The sequence below is a fragment of the Desulfosporosinus fructosivorans genome (genome assembly GCF_004766045.1).
Lineage (GTDB): Bacteria > Bacillota > Desulfitobacteriia > Desulfitobacteriales > Desulfitobacteriaceae > Desulfosporosinus > Desulfosporosinus fructosivorans.
Map to the genome: position 1 here is coordinate 296,791 of NZ_SPQQ01000004.1, position 20,266 is coordinate 317,056.

Below are 20,266 nucleotides of genomic sequence, written 5' to 3' on the forward strand. Positions count from 1 at the left end.
GCTCAGGCCCCCTTCTGTTCAGAGCTTCATCTAACACTCAGATATTTGATTTCTTTGATCGAGAAAGTAAGCGAGTGAATATCCCATTTCGACTCCCTCCGAGGATCCTAGGTATACTCATAAGTCCTTCTGGCAAAAACAGAATAACTAAACAGATCGCTAGCCCAAGGATGATGAGATAAGCAGAACTTTGCCCCCACATAACCAACATATATTGATTTCCTACGTACAGCACGATTGCACCAAGGACAGGGCCGAACAAGGTACCAATCCCCCCTAAGAGCACCATAATAACCATTTGATCTGCAATCAGTGGTCCTAAAACGCTATCTGGGTGAATGAAGGTAATCCAGTAGGCAAAGGCACCCCCAATGATTCCAGCAAACATTGAGCTAATCGCAAACACCTGGTTTTTAACCCACGTTGTGTGTAGTCCTAAGGTACGAGCCGCAGTTTCTTCCTCCCTTACAGCTTTAACTTTCAAACCGAAATCGCTATTTTCAAAAAAGAGAAACGCAATAAGGAAAACAAGTAAAGCCAAGCCTAGCATAACGAAATAAAAGAAATTGTCATTAAGCATCGGTGGCAAGCGCAAGCCCTCTGGCCCACCTGTGATCTCCAGCACTAAAACCAATTGCCGCATCATTTCCGCGAAAGCCCAAGTACCAATGGCAAAGTAGGAGCCGCTCAGGCGCAGGGTAGGATACCCCACCAACGCTGCAAAAACATAGGTTAAAATCCCTGCAATGGCTAAAGCACCAAAAAACGGTAAATGTAACTGGGTCATTAACATGCCTGCGATATAAGCGCCTATACCAAAAGAGGCGCCATGCCCGAAGCTAATATAGCCCATATATCCGCCCAACATATTCCAGCTTAAGGCTAAGCCTATCCACATCATGATACCGGTAGCAATTCGCAAAACGAAGGAAGAAACTACGAAGGGCAAACTGCATAAAACGGCCATAGAAAGGAACAGCAGGATTACTTTAACTGGGCTAAAAGACTTTGATATCGACAAGTTAACCTCTCCTTTCTACCAGCCTTTACCCAGAATCCCTTTAGGTAGGAATACCAGGATTAGATATAGGATAAAAAATAGAATTAAGAATACATAAGCTCCCCCGACATAGACCGAAACAAAACTCGATATTAACCCTAGTAGCAAGCCCGCAACGATTGCGCCAGAGAACGAACCCATTCCTCCCGCAACCACAACAAAGAAGGCGAAGGCGGTATAGCGCAAACCCATGTCTGGAAATACTGAAAAAATTGAGCCAATAAAGACACCTGACATAGCGGTTAGTCCTACATAAATAGCATAAACCAAACGTGAAATGCGATGACCATCAATCCCCATTAAACCGGCCACCGTCTTATCCTCAGCAGCTGCTCGAATCGTGATCCCAGTCTTTGTACGATAAAGGAAAAAGGCAAAAGCCGCCGTTACTAAAATTGAAAACACCGTCGCCGCAGCTCGAATGGCCGGAACGGTAATGCCAAACAGGTTGACGTTCATTTCTGATAACACAGTAACTAGATTACGGTTGTTAAAGCCCCATAACGTTAGGGCCGCACCTCTTAATAACGTCGAGAGGCCAAAAGTAAATGCTAAGGCCATCATGGCAGCACTTCTGTGCTTGATATTAACGACTTTCTGAATGATTGGCTGAAATAGGTAACCGATTAAGGCGAAAAAAAGGGCAATAAACGGGATTAGAAGTAATGGATCAATTTTCGTATATTGGTTAAGCCAGAAAGCACTAAAGGCCCCCAACATAATCCATTCCCCAACCGCAAAATCGACAATGTGCATCACTCCGTAGGAAATGGAAAAGCCGACAGCAATCGTTATAAAAATCCCACCGATGAGAATTCCGTTAACCGTGGTTTGCATAAGTAATCCCATAGGACATCTCCTCTCCACCAGTTTGTGAAAACCGAAAACCCGGTTCATCCAATCGTGAGACTCCCACTGCTAATAGTGGGAGTGGTAACCCATACCCCGTACCACGCTTCAGTTGGGTAGACTCCCCCACTGAGGTCTCGCTGTTCAACTTTAGTTGAACGAGTTTACAAGAGAAAACTAGGTTTCCACCAAACCATTGCGAAGGCGGAAACCTATAATATTCGTAGGGGTTTTGCTTAGCGAGCGTTGAACGCTGGAACTGGATAAACAGGATCTTTTGCTTTCAGATTATCAGGCCCGACGACAAGCTGATCTCCGTTAAGCATTTGGATAGTTAGAGCTTTCAACCCTACATTGTCATGATACCAATTACCTTCAGTCGCAAATTTAATAGGGCCATAGAAAGTTTGAATGTCAATTTCCTCCAACGCTTTTACTAATTGTTCACGTTGTTGCTCAGATAAAGGCGGTTTAGCAGCGATTTTAGCAAGAGCTGCCGAAAAGGCTTCTCCCGTTGCCGAACACCCTGCTTGGGTATAATCAGGCACAACATTAAATTTTTCTTTGGACGCTTTTACATAATCTTCGACAGTACCAAATAAATCATCTTTAAGTTTCAAATCGGGGGTCCATACTGCGGCTCCGTAAACATAGTCCCCGTCTTTGCCAAGATTTTTAATAAAGTCTGGGGTTGTGATACCATAATGCATCACAAAAGCCTTTGGCATAAAGCCTAATGATTTAGAGGCTTTGATTACTTGCATATGTTCAGTTTCATGTCCACCAACCGCTAGAACATCCGGGTTAAGTTGTTTGATAGCACTAATCAATGGAGTAAAGTCCGTACCGGCTGGCACAACATCGTACTTGACAACTTTCATCCCGTTTTTCTCTGCGCTAGCTTTAAATGCCTCGGCTACTGCTTTAGAGAACGCATCATTAACACCAAGTACCGCGATTGTCTTGGGCGGATTTGCTAGTTTTGCTAAGGTATCCAGGGGAGAGTTGGCTGTCAAGTCTGCTGCTGGTATTGTACCAAACGTGTATTTAAACTTTTGAGTCCAGATGGTTGGAGATTCCGCGGATCCAGTAATCATAGGAACTTTATATTTATCTAGAATTGGAGCTACAGCTTTGGTAACCCCACTGGTATAGGGTCCAAGAATAAAGTCGACTTTCTCTGAAGTGATCAACCTTTCCGCGGCATTAGCGCCCGCAGTAGGGTCACTTTGATCGTCAGAATAAATTAATTTTAATTGGTAATTTTTGTCATCTACTTTGATTCCGCCTTTTTTATTCACAGCATCCGCCCATAAATCGTAACCGTATTTGGTGACATTACCACCATAAACCTCTGCTCCCGATAAGGATGTAATCACGCCAACTTTATAATAGTCTCGTGTTTCTGAACTTGCACTGCTACTTGCACCAGTACTAGAACTGCCACAACCGGCCAAAGATAATATCAAACCAGAAATAGCCAGCAATGATATACTACGTAAGATTGATAGCTTTTTAAACATACATTTCTCCTCCTCAATATTTATGTAATCGCTAATTCATGATAACTATGTTGACTAGGTTAATGTTTAAGAAGGTCATGCTCCTTTCCTAATAAATTTGAATATTAACGAAGGTATTTTTTTGATGTAATTTTGGAAAATACCTCAGTTTACCTGCGTGTATAATAAAATGTGATCAATTAATGTCTAATTCATTGATCGGCAATTGAATACTATCTTTGAAGATTCCATGCCTGTGCATTTTTCGAACAATTGTCGATTGATTTACCTCCAAAGCATCCGCCATTTTATAGGTATTTTGGAATTTGATTAAAGCCTTATTTAAAAGTTGCCGTTCTAATTCATCGGTAGCAATCTTCAACGGACAAATGTCCAATATGAAAACCTTTGCCGAACTACCATCCGCGTGTAAAATATAATCTGGTAAATGCATCGGCAAAACTACCAAAGCATCGACAGTCACAACAACTCTCTCTACTAAATTTTCAAGTTCTCGTACGTTACCAGGCCAATTGTAATTTATCAATAGCTCAAGAGTCTCTGGAGCTATTTTTTTGTGGATCTCGTATTTTTCTAGAAACGCTTCTAAGAAATGCTCAACTAAGACCGGGATGTCCTCTTTTCGGTGCCGTAAAGGTGGTACATTTAGGGGTACAACATTTAATCGATAATAAAGATCCTCCCTAAACTTTCGTTCTTTAACCAGTCGAGACATGTTACGATTCGTCGCAGCCAAAATCCGAGCATTAACATCAATGTAGTCATTTCCCCCAACTCGCCTTAACCTTTTATCTTGGATAACCTGCAATAACTTCACTTGAAGATTAAGTGGTAATTCGCTGATTTCATCTAAGAAAATCGTTCCTGAACTGGCTATTTCAAATAGTCCTTTCTTACCTTCTTTTTTGGCTCCAGTAAAGGATCCCCCTTCATAACCAAACAATTCTGACTCCATGAGATTCTCTGGAATTGCACCACAGTTAATGGTTATGAATGGATATTCACTTCGTTTGCTTAACTGGTGAATGTTTAAGGCAACCACACCTTTACCTACGCCAGACTCCCCTTCAATCAGCACCGTGGAATCTACAGCTGCCACCTTGGCAGCCAATATTAAGATTTTCTGCATTATTGCGCTCTTGCTAATGATTTCTGATGTATATACCCTCTCTTTGCGCAATTTTACAATTTCAGTCCGGTAATTATCTATCAATTTTTCAGTATCTTCCAAGCGCTGGCGTAAGTTACTTAATTCAGTTATGTCCCTAGAATTCGTAACTACCCGAATAATTTTGCCTTTTTCATCAAAAACGGGGTTAGCTGTTACAATAATTTTTTTCCCACTCTTTGTTGATTGTATTAATGTGGTGCGTTTTTTCGTCCTCAGAACTTGAGGAGTAATGCTGGGCGAAAACAGCCCTAAATCCTCTAGTTTGCTTACATGTTTGCCGATCAACTCTTCAGCTTTCATTCCATAAAAACGTTCACTTGCTTTATTTACCCTTAGAGTGAAACCCGCTCCGTCTGTAACGAAAATTTCGTCATAAGAAGAGTTGAAAACCGCTTCTAATTCCTTATTAAGCTCTTTAGTAACTTCTAACTCTTGAGCTACAGCATCAAGATCGGTAATGTCCTGAAAGGATGTAACTACTCCAGTTATTTTATTTCCTTCTAGAATCGGTTTATGATTTGAGAGTATTACTCTTCCTCCAATGTCAACTTTATTATTAATAACAGGAATTCCGGTTTCTAATACCTCATACATAGCTGAGTCTGGAAGTACTTCCTTGGCCATTTCCCCTACAACATGTCCATTAATCCCTAATAATTCCTTGGCGGCCTTGTTGCATCCTACTATATATCCATTAGAATCTACCATCAGCACTCCATGATATATCTCCTGAAATCCCGCTTCAAACTGCACCTCTAACACCTCCGCCTACGTGATATTTATAGTAGCAACTTCTGTGCCAATATCGGATATTAATCAACATCGGTCAATTGTCCACTTATTGTGAATATTCAGTATTTTATAGTCATATTTTAATGCGTTTTAGCATTAATCTCGCTGCAATTTTCTTCAATCTAATCTTATATACCTTTTCAAAGTTGCACCCAAGCTCCATGCATAAGTGCATTAAAATAATGCCCCTATGCATGCAAGTCATCAAAATTTTAACCTAAATAGGTCTATCCGCTATATTATTTAATAATAACTAGACCAAATCTGCGATATTTCACATGTATTATGTATTTCGATATTTCTTCAAAAGTTTTACAACAGTAGACTGATCGATTTCAAGTACCTTTGCAACTTTATAGGGTTGATTTATATAGCTCGTAGGCATCCATTACTAATTGCTCCTCTATTTGGCAAGTAGATGATTTGCCCTATGCGAAGTGTTTGAATGTTTGGTATATTCTTACTTTTCCGTCTTCATCTAGAGTATTCTAGATATAGGATAAGAAATCCTTTCTAAATTTTAAAAGATGTTTTGTATTATTAAAATTAAGGTTATCAATAAACAAATAGTTATGCCAAGGGAAATAGTTGTGCTTTTTGGCTAAAACAAGAGTAGAAAAAAATTCGATGATACATTATCTTAATGCAAACATAGACTAACCACCCTGCAGTTTATGCGTAGGATCAAGTATAAGATTTTAGAGAATAGCTTAATATGAGCATTTACAAGTGTTTATGAAGTTTATGAATTATCGTTAGGTTGGCATGGATTTTGCAATGTATAAAAGAAAGTATTTAGAAAATTGCATATACAACTATGAATTGAGGAGGTAATATGATTTGCAAGTGAAATATCCTATCTACATTAATGGAGAATGGGTTGGCACTCAGGATACCATATCAGTGGTCGATAAATATTCCGGGGAAGTATTTGCAACAGTATGTTCTTCTTCCCCCTTAGAAGTGGATAGTGCAGTGACTGCAGCGGTAAAAGCCTTTAAATCCAGAGCCCTTTCCCCTTACCAGATATACCAGATTCTGGCTAAATCATCGAGCTTGATCATGGAAAGATCTGATGACCTAGCCCTAACCATTTCGCGTGAGGCTGGCAAAGTTTACAGGGACGCCAAAACCGAGGTCATGCGGGCTGCACAAGTCTTTCTAATTGCGGCCGAAGAAGCTAAGCGAATTAGCGGAGAAGTGATTCCGGTGGAGGCTGCACCAGGATCTGAAAACCGATTGGCCTACACTATAAGAGTCCCAATCGGTGTAGTTTGTGCCATCAGCCCCTTCAATTTTCCGTTTAACCTAGTTACCCATAAAATAGCTCCTGCCCTAGCTGCCGGGAATACTGTCGTTTTAAAACCAGCTTCCGCGACCCCGATTTCTGCAATTAACCTCTGCCGGATTTTAGAAGAGGCTGGTCTTCCACCCGGTTACCTCAATTTAGTGATAGGTAGTGGTAATGAAGTAGGAGATCTATTATTGAACGATGAGCGAATCAATTTTTATACATTTACTGGTTCTCCAAAAGTTGGCAAGAAGATTATGTCTACGATCGGATTACGTAAATCCACCATGGAATTAGGCTCAAATTCCGTCACCATCGTTCATAAGGATGCGGATTTAGCTAAGGCAGCCACTTTATGTAGTCGTATGCCTTTTGTCAACGCTGGGCAAGTCTGTATTTCCATTCAACGGTTACTAATTCACCAGGATATCTATGAACAATTCGCTGATATGCTTGCTGAGGAAACTCGCAAGCTCATACTGGGTAATCCCCTCGATCCTCAAACTGATATTGGGCCAATGATTAGCGAGGCGGAGGCGATTAGAGCCGAGGCTTGGGTAACTGCCGCTTTAAAAGGTGGAGCTAGTTTAATATGTGGGGGAAAAAGAAATGGAGCTCTTTTTGAACCCACTATTTTAACAAATGTTAAATCGGATATGAAGGTTGTCTGTGAAGAAATTTTTGCTCCAGTAGTAAGCCTAATCCCCTATAAAGAGTTTGACGAAGCTATTGAAATAGCTAACAACTCCCATTACGGTCTGCAAGCCGGCATTTTCACTTCCTCGATTGATATCGCGACTGAGGCTACGCGGAAATTGGAAGTAGGTGGGGTCATCATCAATGATACTTCTCTATACCGCGCTGATCAGGCTCCATATGGCGGCATTAAAGAAAGTGGCATTGGACGAGAAGGCCCTAAATATGCAATACAAGAAATGACGGAATCTAAACTAGTGGTATACAATTTATAGCACCCTAATAAGAACCTATTTAAGCTCTTATTAGGGCGCTATGGAAAGAAGATGGCGATGGTGACAGCATACACCGAAACTCAAATAGAGCAGATGAAAAAGGATGACATGAGATATTTTTTGCATCCAACAAGCTCTATATTTGACATGGAATCTTGGGGTGGTCCTAAGATTATTGAAGAAGGCAATGGAATTCGGGTTAAGAGTGTTGAAGGTGAGATCTATATTGACTGTGGCGCGGGTCTGTGGTTAAACAATGTAGGTTATGGCCGGACTGAATTGGCTGAGGTTGCCAAAAAACAAATGGAAAAGTTGTTCTACTTTCAAACATTCAATGGCTATTCTCATCCATTAGCTATTGAAATGGCAAAAAAAGTAGCTGAAATGATTCCCATGGATAACCCCAGGATCTTTTTTACCAGTGGGGGGTCAGAGTCCAATGATACTGCTTTTAAATTGGCCCGAATGTATTGGTATCTACAAGGTAAACCTAACAAAAATCACATCATTGCTAGGACAAAGGCTTATCATGGGGTTTCTTATGGAGCTTTAAGCGCGACCAGTTTACCTGGTTTCTGGGATGGTTTCAGACCCTTAGTTCCGGCATTCCAGCACATTGAACATCCTCACTGTTACTTCTGCCCCTGGGGGAAGGAACAAGGCAGCTGTAATTTAGAATGTGCGGAAGCACTTGAAGAGAAAATCCTCGAGCTCGGTCAGGACAATGTTGCAGCTTTTACAGCAGAACCAGTCATTGGTACTGGAGGGGCAATCGTTCCACCAAAGGGTTATTATCAACGTATTCGCGAAATTTGTGATAAGTATGATGTCTTGTTTATTGCTGATGAGGTCATTACTGGCTTTGGTCGGACGGGTAAAATGTTCGGTATGCTGCATTGGGGAGTAAAACCCGATATCATGATGATGGCTAAAGGGATCACCAGCGGATACATTCCTATGGGAGCAGTTGGTATTTCAGAGAGAGTCTTTACACTGATCAGAAACCACGGCATCTTTATGCACGGTTATACCTACAGTGCTCATCCGGTAGCCTGTGCAGTTGCCTTAAAGAATATCGAAATTATTGAACGAGAAAACCTAGTAGCCAATGCCCACGAAAAAGGTAAATTATTGCGTTCACTCATCCGAGATTTGGACTTACCCTGTATTGGTGAAGTAAGAGGCTTAGGACTGATGAATGCCGTTCAACTTGTACAAGATACAGAAACCAGGACCATGTTTAACTCTGCCCTAGGAATTGCCAAGCGCGTGTCGGCGATTGCTTGGGAAAACGGACTAGCGTTACGACCGTTAATTGACGACGGATTACAATTGTCCCCACCGCTGATCATTACTGAAGCGGACATAATTGAACTAGTCGATAAATTAGGCAGGTCCATTGAACAAGCACAGCGTGAATTTTTAGGAAATCCACTTTAGTGTCTTCTAATGTAAGAAATGACAAAAGGCGCCAACTGTATGCTTGGATCAGTTCCAAGTATACAGTTGGCGCCTTCATTCTAGTGAACTCATTCTACTAAAGTCGAACATCGTGACTTCGTGGGGATCTACCCCTGAACCAGAATACTGGGTGCAATTCCAACTTGTAGAAGTGGGAGTCTCACGATTGGATGAATTATTAGTCAGTATCCGGTGTTAATTGCTATTTCAGAATAACACCACTACAGCTGTGTCCATCAATGATAACTTTAATCGGATCTTCAAAGCGAACCAGCTTGACGTATTCGGTTTGCTTGAATACCGGGGCCTTTTTAAGCCATGCCCAATCTATAAATTCAGAATCACTCTCTTTTTTAATATGGAAATATCCCATTCTTAAGGATACCAAGTTGTGATGAAAATGACTGCCTAATGAAGGTTCTACCTGAAGGTTATCCCGGTCAGCTTCAATAACCACTTTAGCTTGGGACATCTGCGACCATGTCAAAGGGATTCCAAGCCATGGATCAGAGGACCCTAGGCGACCAAACCCAAACAGCAGATAGTTGCGTTCCTCATTAAACAACAATTGATTCAATTCGCCAATTTCTTGAGCAATCTTTCTTGATTTACTCATATCAAAATGATCTGGATCAACAAAAATAACATCGTGAATTCTCTCAAATATTCCATTCCCAATTGTATGCCTGCTTTTACATACAGTCTCACTATTTGAATAACCATCGACTTTGACGTCCTTTAATTCTCTTCCAGAAACTAAAGGGCGAACCTGCAGAAAATAAAACTCGATCTCTTTTTCTCTGCCAACAGGAATGTTAACTGCAAACTCTATTTCTATTTCTGAACTGAACGCATCCTTTCCGAGAACGAAAAGGTCCTTGATGATATTGGCAAGCGGAAAAAGGCCATATTTTAATACTGGTGCAAACGACACAAGCCTCGGTCCTGAAATCGCCAATGTATCGCTGATGTTGTCATTGTCCTTTGAATACGTGCTGCCCACAAAGCTCAAAGTACCGTCCTTTTCAGCGCGATCTAATGCATACTTTCCATAAGTGCACCCCGGATCGGAAGAAATGTCGATAGACTGGTTAGCCAAATTCAAAGCATAAAACTGATTTTGAGACTTTTTTAAGAAATCACTAGGAGACGCAAACTCAGTGTTCATCTTTGGATAGGCGGGGGAAAACCGGTAAACTTGTTCTCCATCGACAATAGCCCTTCCAAAACCCAAAGCTAGGCTACCAATTCCCTGTTCAGGCTTCATGTAAGAAATCGGGTAGAAATTATAGGACTGTGCAACCCCTGACAAAACGGGATAAAAAATGTCCTCATGCAATTCCCCGACAAGCTGCTGGATCAATACAGCCATTTTTTCCTCTTCTATCCTCAACTCCGAATTTTTGACGTAGCGCTTGGGGGACTGATAAAAAACAGAGGCGTAGACAAGTTTTATGGCATCTAGAAGTTGTTGCAACCGAATTTCAGGGTCTGGATGATTATTCGGTAATAGGAAAGTGCTGTATATTCCTGCAAAAGGCAGCATTTGAGAGTCTTCGAGTATACTTGATGAACGGACGGCCAAAGGGTAGTCGATTTTCTCAATTAGTATGTGCAGTTCATCAGTTATCTTTGATGGCAAATCAGAGGACAGGAATTTATTAGCAATAGTTTCTTCATTTTCTGTATTGACCGCCATTTCCTGTAAGGCGTTCAATTCGAGAAATTCCTCGAATACTTCACTGCAGATTACAAAGGATTGTGGAGTTTTTATCCTGATATGTTCATATTTTTTAAACAGATTCGTCTGGGAAAGCATGAAGTTAAAGAAGGCTATTCCCCTCCCTTTACCTCCGAGTGACCCGCTGCCTAGCTTGAGTAAGGAATTGTCCATGTTCACTTTCGATTGTCCGAAATCAGTGATAACCCCTTCCTGTATCCGCTTGAAATACATCCGAATAATATTTAGAATATATTTCCTTAACTCTTGAGGACTTTGAAAGTCAGAGACATCCACTTGACGAATTTGTTCTGCACACTCAAACTCTGTCCTAGCCTTAAACCATCTCGAAAAATCATAGCGGTTTGCGTGGTAAATCAGACTCTCTTTTGGCAGGGTGCGTATAATTTCTTCAAATTCGTCGATAATAGAAGCCCGTGCCAGAATGCTCCCATCATGGTCTCTGAATATAAAATCACCGAAACCATAGTTTTCTTTTATATATGTACACAATTCAAGATGCATATTGGGGGAGTTCTTGTTGAGAAAACTGATTCCGCTCTCGTGTACACTTCTCTCATTATTTCGTTCACTAGATTGAATCAAGAAAGGAAGGTAAGGGATCTCCTCCTTGATCATGTTTGCCAGATCCAGGCCTGCCCTTAAATTCAATACCCCATCTTTCTGGAAGCGCATATCTGATATCACACCTAACAAATTGTGTCGATAACTGTTGAATATATCCACAGCTTCTTCATATGTCTCTGCCAGCAGGATTTTGGGTCTGGCTCTCATCCTTAGTAGACGGTGGAGATTGTTTATCCCCTTGGATATGAGATAGCTGGTTTGTTTCATAATTTCCGTATAGATAATGGGGAGGAATTGCGAATAAGCCCAGGGCGAATCTTCGACCACGAGAATGACCTGAACCCCTTCCTTGCAGTCATCCTCTACATTTCCTAAGTCCTCAACATACTTGATGATTGCAAGTAATAGTTTATTGTCCCCAGACCAGTAGAATATCTTGTCAATTGTTCTTGTCTCTCTAATTTGATTGATTAAATCGATATTTAGTGTGTCGTAGGTGAGCAAGACTACCGGTTTCCCTGGATAAGTTTCCTTGATCCGTCTTCCGAATTCTTGGGGATTCATATCACTAATTCTAGCCATCGTAATAATCAAGTCATAGGTTCTTTCTCTCATGGAGGAAAACGCTTCTTCTGCCGAAGAGACTCTCCGAATGCGAGGGACAAATTGAAGATTCATATCCAAGTATTCATTAAAAATCTTCTCGGATAAACGACCGTCTTCCTCAAGCACAAAGGCATCGTACGAGCTAGATACCAGTAGTATTTCGCGGACTCTAAATTTCATCATGTCATGGAATCCTGAGAATTGATTTCTATAAGAATTTAAATTCTCCATAAGAATCCTCCCTGATGGTACTTGCGGCCATAGTTTTTTATCAAAGCGGGGCTATCCAAACAATGACAGCCCCGCTTAATTATTAATAATAACTTCTTAAAAAGCATTTAAGAAACTGCTGAATTTTAATAGACAATTCCCTGGGCATACATAGCAGTAGCTACCTTAATGAAACCTGCGATATTAGCACCCACGACAAGATTATCTTCCTCTCCGTATTCCTTGGCAGCTGCACTTACATTTTTATATATAGTAACCATGATGTCTTTAAGTTTTGCATCAACTTCTTCAAAAGACCAGGAATACCTCATGCTATTCTGGCTCATTTCGAGAGCCGAAGTTGCAACACCACCCGCATTAGCTGCCTTTGCTGGACCAAATAATACTTTCTTTTTAATGAAAAGATCAACCGCTTCAGGAGTAGTCGGCATATTCGCTCCCTCGCCAATTGCGAAGCAGCCATTAGCTATTAAAGTCTTAGCAGCCTGTTCATCTAATTCGTTCTGTGTCGCACAGGGTAGAGCAATATCACACTCAACATCCCAGATGCCAGTACATCCTTCTTTATAAATCGAACCAGGATGATACTCAATATATTTGCTAATTCTTTCTCTTTCAACTTCTTTTATTCTCTGAATGGTTTCCAACCATATTCCTTTGGAATCATATATATATCCATTTGAGTCACTCATCGCAACTACTTTTCCACCCATTTCGTGAATCTTTTGAGTTGCATAAATCGCGACATTTCCTGATCCAGAAACAGTAACTGTTGCACCCTTAAACGACTTACCCTTGGCATTGAGGGCTTCTTCCATGAAATAGCAAAGACCGTACCCTGTTGCTTCTGTTCTAGCTAAGCTTCCACCGTAGGATAATCCTTTTCCAGTTAGAACTCCGGTAAAGTCGTTACGAAGTTTCTTGTACATTCCATAAAGGTAACCAACTTCACGACCACCAACACCAATATCTCCGGCCGGTATATCTGTGTTTTCCCCTATATGTTTAGACAACTCTAACATGAAGCTCTGGCAGAATCTCATTATTTCTCCGTCTGATTTACCTTTAGGATCGAAATCACTGCCACCCTTACCGCCACCTATTGGAAGACCTGTTAGAGAATTTTTTAAAATTTGTTCGAATCCAAGAAATTTTATAATTCCAACATTTACTGATGGATGGAATCGCAAACCGCCCTTGTAAGGACCAATAGCACTATTAAACTGTACTCTGAAACCACGATTTACCTGAACATCTCCATTGTCATCTACCCATGCTGTCCTGAAAATAATTTGTCTTTCTGGCTCTACAAATCTACTAAATATTCCTGCCTGCATCCATTCAGGATGTTTCTCAGCAACGGGCTCGATCGATTCCAAGACCTCTTTTACTGCCTGGTGAAATTCAGTTTCGTTTGGATTTCTCTTTAAGACTTGTTCCATGACATTTGCTAATAGTTTCATCTTAAATCCTCCTCAAATACTAAACCTCTACCTCTACAGCCTATTTACGATACTATTAAGCAAGATTCGGCCAATCATCTAACCTAAAAGATCAATAATTTGAATACAAGGAATAACCCCTATACTCAAATGGCCAAATCCCGATTACTTTTGAACCTTAGCGAATGCCCAATCCAAAACGTTTAGTGCTTTCTCAAGCTGCTCATCTGTGATTACCAACGGCATCAACATCCGAATTATATTACCGTATACTCCCGCCGAAATTATTATAAGTCCTTGACTTAGACATGCTTGAGTGATCTGAGCGGTTTCTTCTTTGGCAGGTTCCTTTGTCTCACGATCTTTGACTAGCTCAATTCCAATCATTGCACCCAGACTCCGGATATCACCAATCAATGAATATTTCTCTTGCATACCTTTCAAACGACCCACGACGAAAGCTCCAATTTTCGCTGCCCTAGCCGAAAGTTTTTCGTGCTCGATATAATTGATCGTCGCTAAACCAGCCGCACAAGCGAGTGGGTTTCCCGCGTAGGTGCCACCGATCATACCAGGTCCTGGAGCATCCATAATCTCCTTTTTACCAACTACTGCACTTAAGGGCATACCAGCAGCAATGGACTTCGCCATAGTCATAAGATCAGGCTCGACACCATAGTTTTCAACCGCGAACATCTTACCAGTTCTTCCAAAACCTGTTTGAATCTCGTCTGCAATAAACACTATGCCGTGTTTTTCTGCAATCGTTTTTAAACCGGGCAGGAACTCCTTGGGTGGAACTATAAAGCCGCCTTCTCCTTGCACAGGCTCAATAATCATGGCTGCGATAGTTTCTGGCTCAACCTCGGCAGCGAAGAAACGCTCAAATTGTTCTAAACAGTGCATTCCACAGCCTGGATAGGTGGAATGATAATAACATCGGTAGCAATAAGCAGAAGGGATCTTATAAATTTCAGGCGCAAACGGCCCAAAACCATACTTATAAGGTCTTACCTTACTAGTTAAGCCCATCGCTAAATTTGTTCTACCGTGGAAAGCCATTTCAAAAGCAATAACTCCCGTTCTTTTAGTATAAGAACGAGCAATTTTGATGGCATTTTCCACTGCCTCAGCACCGCTGTTGACGTACGTTACTTTAAGGTCCCCCTTAATTGGTGTGATTTGGATCAGCTTCTCAGCCAAATCTACCCAACCTTCGTACATAGATGTCATAAAGCAAGTGTGAATTAATTTTTCGGCTTGTTCCTTAATGGCGTCTACAACCGATTTGGGACAATGCCCAGCATTCAAAACCCCAATACCACCATAAAAATCAATAAATTCGTTACCATCAACATCCGTCATTAATGCACCTGAAGCTTTCTCAATGAACAAAGGAGTTCCCTGTGAGATCCCTCTAGCTGTACATTTATTTTTTCTTTCAATTAGCGCTCTGGATTTTGGTCCTGGAAGTTCCATATTTTCAGTCAATGCTAACATCCCCCTCGTATTTCTTCTACTAAAAGATATTACATACAGCTCGTTCCTTCACTATTCTTAAGTGTTATGCAATTCTCGCGCCATAGATTCCATTTCTATTCCATAGCCGTGTATAAATAGTTTCCATAATCAATCTCAAAATAACAGATGCATCTATACATTTGATTTTCCAGATCCACCCCAACGAGCCTACCCCTGAATTCAATAAACTCGTTCTATACACGGAGATGCATTTATGCATTAGACTAATGTATTATTGAAGTTTATTCTAGCTAAAATATTGCGCAGACAAGGCGACGGACAGGAGACGGACGCACACGCAGACAAGGGACGGTTCTCCTGTCTAACTTTTAAAGTTAGACAGGAGAACCGTCCCCTTGTCTGTCTTTCGTTACCTTGTCTGAGGTGCTACATAAGTAACCTATCCAATCCCCAAAACACAGTCATCCCAAAAATAATTCCCAAAAAAAGATTTGGTACGAATCTAGAAAAAAGAAATGTTAAGAGCCCTGCCCATAAAAAGGGATTATGAATTAGGACGATCGAACCACTTGGAGTCACTAATTCTGGAATAACGAGCGCTGCCAATAAGGCAATGGGAACAAGCTCTATAAAATCACGAGCAAAACCCTGAACATTTTTCCCTTTAAACAGAAGAAAAGGTAAGACACGTGAGCCATAAGTGACTAAGGTCATTAATAAAATGGTCCCTAAAAGTTGGCTTGACATGTTTACCCTCCTTCTCTATTATGCGTTTGTAGTATGCCTGGCTGATCGATTGGCAGTGGAATCTTTTTCCCACGCCACCATGCCCCAATTCCGGCTGCAAGTGCCACACTCAAAATCAGATAGATTTTTCCAGGGATAAGCATTTTCAAAACAACTGCAAGTATTGCTGCTAGGAGGTAAGTTATATAGTTTTTTCGAGACAAAGACGTGGTTGTCAAAATAATAAACAATGCTAAAAGTGCGAATTGGAAACCCGAAAACTGAATAGGCAACCATTTGCCAATCACAGCACCCAGGATCGTAAAAATGAACCAAGATGAAAAAGCGCCTAAATTAATCCCCAACATGACCCGGCGACGATTTTCTTCGCCGGCCACTTCCTTTAAAACCCTCGTATTAAGCACAAACGTTTCATCGGTAAGTCCTTGTGCCAACCCTAATGACCAAAAAATCGTTCGTTCTGGGAAAAAGGGAACGACGGACAGACTCATCAAAACATGGCGAATATTAAGAATTAGGGTGGTTAAGCCAATCATCCAAATGGTAGCTCCTTGATGAATCATTTCAATCGCTATGAACTGTGCCGCACCAGCATAGACAAAGAAAGACATCAGGCCGGCTTCCCAAAAAGTAAGTCCGAACTGTGTTGCTAAAATTCCGAAGGTTACAGCTACTGGCGCGTACCCAATCACAATTGTCAATGATTGTTGCAGCCCATATCTGAAGCCCCGACTTACTCCTAGGGATGTTCCGCTGGTCATTGGGCGACCTTCTTGATCACGGCCATAAAGTCAGGATATGATACATCAGCTGCTGCCATGTCTTCTACGCTGACCCCTTCCTTCGATAGCATTCCGGCGATTGCCCACGCCATGGCCAATCGATGATCTCCTAGACTACTCGCCTGCCCACCTCGCAAGGAGGGTTGCCCATGGATACGCAATCCATCTGGAAGTTCTTCGACCTTGGCCCCCAGAGCATTTAATCCCTCAACCACTGTACTGATACGGTCGCTTTCCTTGACTCTCAGTTCTGCAGCATCTCGAATGACGGTTTCTCCTTCCGCAAGGCATGCGGCCACCGCCAGAATGGGGATTTCATCAATCAGTCGCGGAATCATGTCCCCTCCGATTTCGATACCCCTAAGCTTAGCTGGACGCACACGTAACGTTGCCCTAGGCTCACCACAGATTTCCAAAACATCGATCAACTCGATATCCGCGCCCATGGTTATAAGTGCGTCTAGTATTCCTGTACGAGTCGGGTTAACTCCGACATTGGGCAGAATTATCTCGCCACTTCCTGCGAGACTTCCTAAGACGAGGAAGAAAGCGGCAGATGAAATATCACCTGGGACAGAAACATCCTGACCTGTTAAGAGCCCCCCCCCGTGCACACTTACCGCGGTCTTCTCGCTTAAGACCTCAACTCCGAACCCCCTGAGCATTCGTTCAGTATGATCTCTAGAAAGAGCTGGTTCTTCCACTGTCGTTACTCCACTCGCTCTCAATCCCGCCAAGATGATAGCCGATTTGACTTGGGCTGAAGCCACCGTTGTCCGGAAGGTTTGTCCTTGCAACTGACCGCCGCTCATCGTCAGGGGAAATAAATTACCGCCAAGGCGTCCCATAATCTGTGCACCCATCAGCTTGAGCGGGTCGGTGACACGCCTCATCGGTCGAGACCTAAGGGACGCATCCCCAGTCATCGTGACTGTGAAAGGGCTTCCAGCCAAGACACCAAGCATTAACCGCGACGTCGTTCCTGAATTACCAGCATCTAATACATCCGTTGGCTCAGTCCAAGCTTCCATTCCCTTGCCGTGAATCCAAACCTCCGTCCCCTCTCTTTCCGAAGGGACTCCCAATTGTTTCAAGCAACGAAGCGTACTTAAACAGTCCTGACCCAATAAGAAATTCGAAATATGGGTATCTCCATGAGCCATCCCTCCCAAGAGAGCCGCCCGATGTGATATAGATTTATCGCCCGGAACTCGGATTTCTCCTTCCACGCCAGAGACTGGCTTTATAAACACGCCTCGCATAGTATATACCTCCCTTAGTCATAGATTAAATAGATCTAAAGTTCTAACGACTTAATTTATATATCCCCGAACCACATGAGCCTTTCGAAAGGCTTCAGCAATAGCCTCTCCATCTCCCCGCTGAAGGCTATCTCGTAATTCTTGGATTCTTTGTTCCCAAAGGGTAAGCCCTCCGAGAATTGCATCGGAATTCCGCACCATAATCTCCTTCCACATTTCGGGAGAACTATCTGCAATGCGTGTCAACTCTCGAAAACTCCGTCCGGCTAGCGCTAAGGCCGCCCCGCCTTCTTGGGAAACATCATGAGTAGCCAAAGCCAAAGCCACTGCTAACAAATGTGGGATATGACTGACCATTGCCACCTCTACATCATGATCCCTTGGTTCACGGAATACAGCTTTGGCACCAAATCCTTGAATAACTGCTACAAGCTTTTGAACCACATTGGGAGGACAGTCGCCTGCAGGGGTTAAGACATATGGATAATTGCGAAAAAGATTGGGATTTGCAGCGCCAAACCCGGACTGTTCCGAACCAGTCATAGGATGACCGCCTACAAAGTAGAAGTCGCGAGAACCATTTTGGACATTCATTTGGGATTTATTGCAAATTTCAGTTTTGATACTTCCTACATCGGTAACTATAGTCCCCTTAGGAATCCTACCAAGCAAGAGATCGTACCCCTTAGCCAACATCTGAAGAGGTAAAGCTAAAACAACCAAATCAACCTCTAGAAACGGGGGCATTTCAGTCCACCCTCCCTGAATCCATCCTCTACAGACAGCTTCATCAATACTGGCCTTTTCCGGGTCAACGGCAAAAACCTCCCATCCACTCTGATACAAGGCGCCTGCCCAGGACCCACCAATCAAACCCAAGCCGAGGATACAAGCCTTCGGAATGCGATGGCCTGACCATCCCGGAGTCAAAATACCCTCTGGACCGTCTAACACGAACTCACTTCCCCCATCTGACGATCGAGGGCGGTAGAAAGCCTTGCCAAATCAGCCATCATGATTTCGAATTTTTCCGGTGTTAAGGACTGTTTTCCGTCTGAAACGGCCTTTTCTGGATGTGGATGTACTTCAACAATCAAGCCATCTGCTCCAGCAGCCAGAGCCGCTTTTGCCATAGGATGAACTAATTGCCACTTCCCAGTTCCATGACTAGGGTCAACAATGACTGGCAAGTGGGATAGGGCATGAAGAGCAGGGACCATGCTTAAATCGAGAGTATTTCGTGTATAGCTTTCAAAGGTACGGATGCCCCGTTCGCAGAACATCACCTGGTAGTTTCCTCCATCCATGATGTACTCAGCAGCCATCATCCATTCCTCTAACGTTGCGGAGGGACCTCTTTTAAGGAGTACTGGTTTCCCGCATTTAGCAACTTCCTTGAGGAGGACAAAGTTCTGCATGTTCCGGGCACCGATTTGGAGAACATCTGCGTAATGTGCCACTAAGGAAACGTCCTGCGCATCAATAACTTCTGTGATCACTAAAAGACCTGTCTCGTCACGTGCTTCTGCCAAATAACGCAATCCTTCTTCCTCCAAGCCCTGGAAGGAATAGGGAGATGTACGAGGTTTAAAGGCGCCCCCACGCAAAAAGGTCGCACCAGCCTCGCGTACAGCATGCGCCGTTTCCAAGATTTGAGCTCTACTTTCGACAGCACAAGGACCTGCCATCACATGAATCTTATTACCACCAATCTCTTGTCCCCCAACCCGAATAATGCTATCAGCAGCGTGAAACTCCCGGCTAACCAATTTATATGGAGCCAGAATAGGCACGACTTTTTCTACCCAAGGCAACGCTTCTAAATCAAGGGCTTCCATTCGTGAGCGATCTCCGATAGCCCCCATTATCGTTTTCTCAACTCCTTGAGATAGATGTATTTTGAAACCCTCATCCGTTAACCGTGTGGAAACCTCTTCAATCTGATCTACCGTTGCACCCATTTTCATAACAATAATCATTTTTTACATCTCCTTCTACCATACTACTTTATCAATATCAGCTTAGTTGTTTATACTTTGTGGTCATGGATGGTGACAGGGGGGCCAAAAAAGACACCCTGAATAGAGGGTGCCTTGACTCTTAATCGCCCCCATCCTACAATCCTACTTATCTTAGACGAGCCCTTCGCGAAGCACCCACAGGAACCCCACGCCACCATCCTACATATAGCTTTGCCATACAAAGCTAAGTTTCTCCACTAATAGCGAACTAATACTGAAACATTGAACTGTAAATTTAAACTATCTTACCACAGAATGGGCTATCCT

The 20,266-nt window shown here is 42.5% G+C and carries 14 protein-coding genes; 2 read left to right on the forward strand and 12 right to left on the reverse strand.

All coding sequences use genetic code 11. The annotated features are described in order from the left end of the window. Nucleotides 1-37: 37 nt before the first annotated feature. From E4K67_RS13450 to E4K67_RS13465, 4 genes are all read right to left on the reverse strand, one after another. Nucleotides 38-1,021 (reverse strand): branched-chain amino acid ABC transporter permease, encoded by a 984-nt coding sequence (locus E4K67_RS13450; protein WP_135547499.1) that lies wholly within the window; start codon nucleotides 1,019-1,021, stop codon nucleotides 38-40. Between the two features lie 15 nt (nucleotides 1,022-1,036). After that, on the reverse strand, nucleotides 1,037-1,909 hold the full coding sequence (locus E4K67_RS13455; RefSeq protein ID WP_135547501.1) for a branched-chain amino acid ABC transporter permease: 873 nt from the start codon (nucleotides 1,907-1,909) through the stop codon (nucleotides 1,037-1,039). Between the two features lie 236 nt (nucleotides 1,910-2,145). Beyond that, nucleotides 2,146-3,432 carry an amino acid ABC transporter substrate-binding protein gene (locus E4K67_RS13460; RefSeq protein WP_135547503.1) on the reverse strand — a complete coding sequence of 429 codons (1,287 nt, stop codon included), beginning with the start codon at nucleotides 3,430-3,432 and terminating at the stop codon, nucleotides 2,146-2,148. A gap of 175 nt (nucleotides 3,433-3,607) precedes the next feature. After that, entirely contained in the window at nucleotides 3,608-5,356 is a 1,749-nt protein-coding gene (locus E4K67_RS13465; RefSeq protein ID WP_135547505.1) for a sigma 54-interacting transcriptional regulator, read from the reverse strand. 885 nt (nucleotides 5,357-6,241) lie between these two features. On the opposite strand from E4K67_RS13465, the gene E4K67_RS13470 reads away from it, so the two are divergent. Both E4K67_RS13470 and E4K67_RS13475 read left to right on the forward strand, forming a co-directional pair. Further along, nucleotides 6,242-7,657, forward strand: coding sequence for an aldehyde dehydrogenase family protein (locus tag E4K67_RS13470; RefSeq protein WP_243454474.1), 1,416 nt, complete (start codon nucleotides 6,242-6,244; stop codon nucleotides 7,655-7,657). Nucleotides 7,658-7,714: 57 nt separating this feature from the next. After that, the gene (locus E4K67_RS13475) at nucleotides 7,715-9,097 is read left to right on the forward strand and encodes an aminotransferase family protein (protein WP_243454460.1); all 1,383 of its coding nucleotides are present in this window, start codon (nucleotides 7,715-7,717) and stop codon (nucleotides 9,095-9,097) included. 223 nt (nucleotides 9,098-9,320) lie between these two features. Here the strand turns inward: E4K67_RS13475 and E4K67_RS13480 are convergent, their stop codons facing one another. The 8 genes from E4K67_RS13480 to aroF form a co-directional block, all read right to left on the reverse strand. Continuing rightward, nucleotides 9,321-12,263, reverse strand: coding sequence for a PEP/pyruvate-binding domain-containing protein (locus E4K67_RS13480; protein ID WP_135547508.1), 2,943 nt, complete (start codon nucleotides 12,261-12,263; stop codon nucleotides 9,321-9,323). A 125-nt stretch (nucleotides 12,264-12,388) separates the two neighbouring features. Beyond that, the gene (gene gdhA / locus E4K67_RS13485) at nucleotides 12,389-13,726 is read right to left on the reverse strand and encodes an NADP-specific glutamate dehydrogenase (protein WP_135547510.1); all 1,338 of its coding nucleotides are present in this window, start codon (nucleotides 13,724-13,726) and stop codon (nucleotides 12,389-12,391) included. 144 nt (nucleotides 13,727-13,870) lie between these two features. After that, nucleotides 13,871-15,205 (reverse strand): 4-aminobutyrate--2-oxoglutarate transaminase, encoded by a 1,335-nt coding sequence (gene gabT / locus E4K67_RS13490; protein ID WP_199242539.1) that lies wholly within the window; start codon nucleotides 15,203-15,205, stop codon nucleotides 13,871-13,873. Nucleotides 15,206-15,613: 408 nt separating this feature from the next. Next, complete coding sequence (locus tag E4K67_RS13495; RefSeq protein ID WP_135547512.1) at nucleotides 15,614-15,934, reverse strand: AzlD domain-containing protein; 321 nt, start codon at nucleotides 15,932-15,934, stop codon at nucleotides 15,614-15,616. 2 nt (nucleotides 15,935-15,936) lie between these two features. Continuing rightward, nucleotides 15,937-16,695, reverse strand: a complete 759-nt coding sequence (locus E4K67_RS13500) for an AzlC family ABC transporter permease (RefSeq protein WP_135547514.1) — start codon at nucleotides 16,693-16,695, stop codon at nucleotides 15,937-15,939. Beyond that, nucleotides 16,692-17,978 (reverse strand): 3-phosphoshikimate 1-carboxyvinyltransferase, encoded by a 1,287-nt coding sequence (aroA, locus tag E4K67_RS13505; protein WP_135547516.1) that lies wholly within the window; start codon nucleotides 17,976-17,978, stop codon nucleotides 16,692-16,694. The genes E4K67_RS13500 and aroA overlap by 4 nt, the downstream gene beginning before the upstream one ends. A gap of 51 nt (nucleotides 17,979-18,029) precedes the next feature. Next, the gene (locus E4K67_RS13510) at nucleotides 18,030-18,932 is read right to left on the reverse strand and encodes a prephenate dehydrogenase (RefSeq protein ID WP_135547518.1); all 903 of its coding nucleotides are present in this window, start codon (nucleotides 18,930-18,932) and stop codon (nucleotides 18,030-18,032) included. Further along, a complete protein-coding gene (gene aroF / locus E4K67_RS13515) occupies nucleotides 18,926-19,957 on the reverse strand; it encodes a 3-deoxy-7-phosphoheptulonate synthase (RefSeq protein ID WP_135547521.1) in 1,032 nt (343 codons plus the stop codon). Before aroF ends, E4K67_RS13510 begins: the two co-directional genes overlap by 7 nt. Nucleotides 19,958-20,266: the final 309 nt, after the last annotated feature.

Excerpts from the sequence above, each read along its gene's own strand:
- aroF (WP_135547521.1), bottom strand. The coding sequence starts at position 19,957 with ATGATTATTGTTATGAAAATGGGTGCAACGGTAGATCAGATTGAAGAG.
- E4K67_RS13480 (WP_135547508.1), bottom strand. The coding sequence starts at position 12,263 with ATGGAGAATTTAAATTCTTATAGAAATCAATTCTCAGGATTCCATGAC.
- gdhA (WP_135547510.1), bottom strand. The coding sequence starts at position 13,726 with ATGAAACTATTAGCAAATGTCATGGAACAAGTCTTAAAGAGAAATCCA.
- E4K67_RS13475 (WP_243454460.1), top strand. The coding sequence starts at position 7,715 with ATGGTGACAGCATACACCGAAACTCAAATAGAGCAGATGAAAAAGGAT.
- E4K67_RS13460 (WP_135547503.1), bottom strand. The coding sequence starts at position 3,432 with ATGTTTAAAAAGCTATCAATCTTACGTAGTATATCATTGCTGGCTATT.
- E4K67_RS13495 (WP_135547512.1), bottom strand. The coding sequence starts at position 15,934 with ATGTCAAGCCAACTTTTAGGGACCATTTTATTAATGACCTTAGTCACT.
- E4K67_RS13455 (WP_135547501.1), bottom strand. The coding sequence starts at position 1,909 with ATGGGATTACTTATGCAAACCACGGTTAACGGAATTCTCATCGGTGGG.
- aroA (WP_135547516.1), bottom strand. The coding sequence starts at position 17,978 with ATGCGAGGCGTGTTTATAAAGCCAGTCTCTGGCGTGGAAGGAGAAATC.
- E4K67_RS13500 (WP_135547514.1), bottom strand. The coding sequence starts at position 16,695 with ATGACCAGCGGAACATCCCTAGGAGTAAGTCGGGGCTTCAGATATGGG.
- gabT (WP_199242539.1), bottom strand. The coding sequence starts at position 15,205 with ATGTTAGCATTGACTGAAAATATGGAACTTCCAGGACCAAAATCCAGA.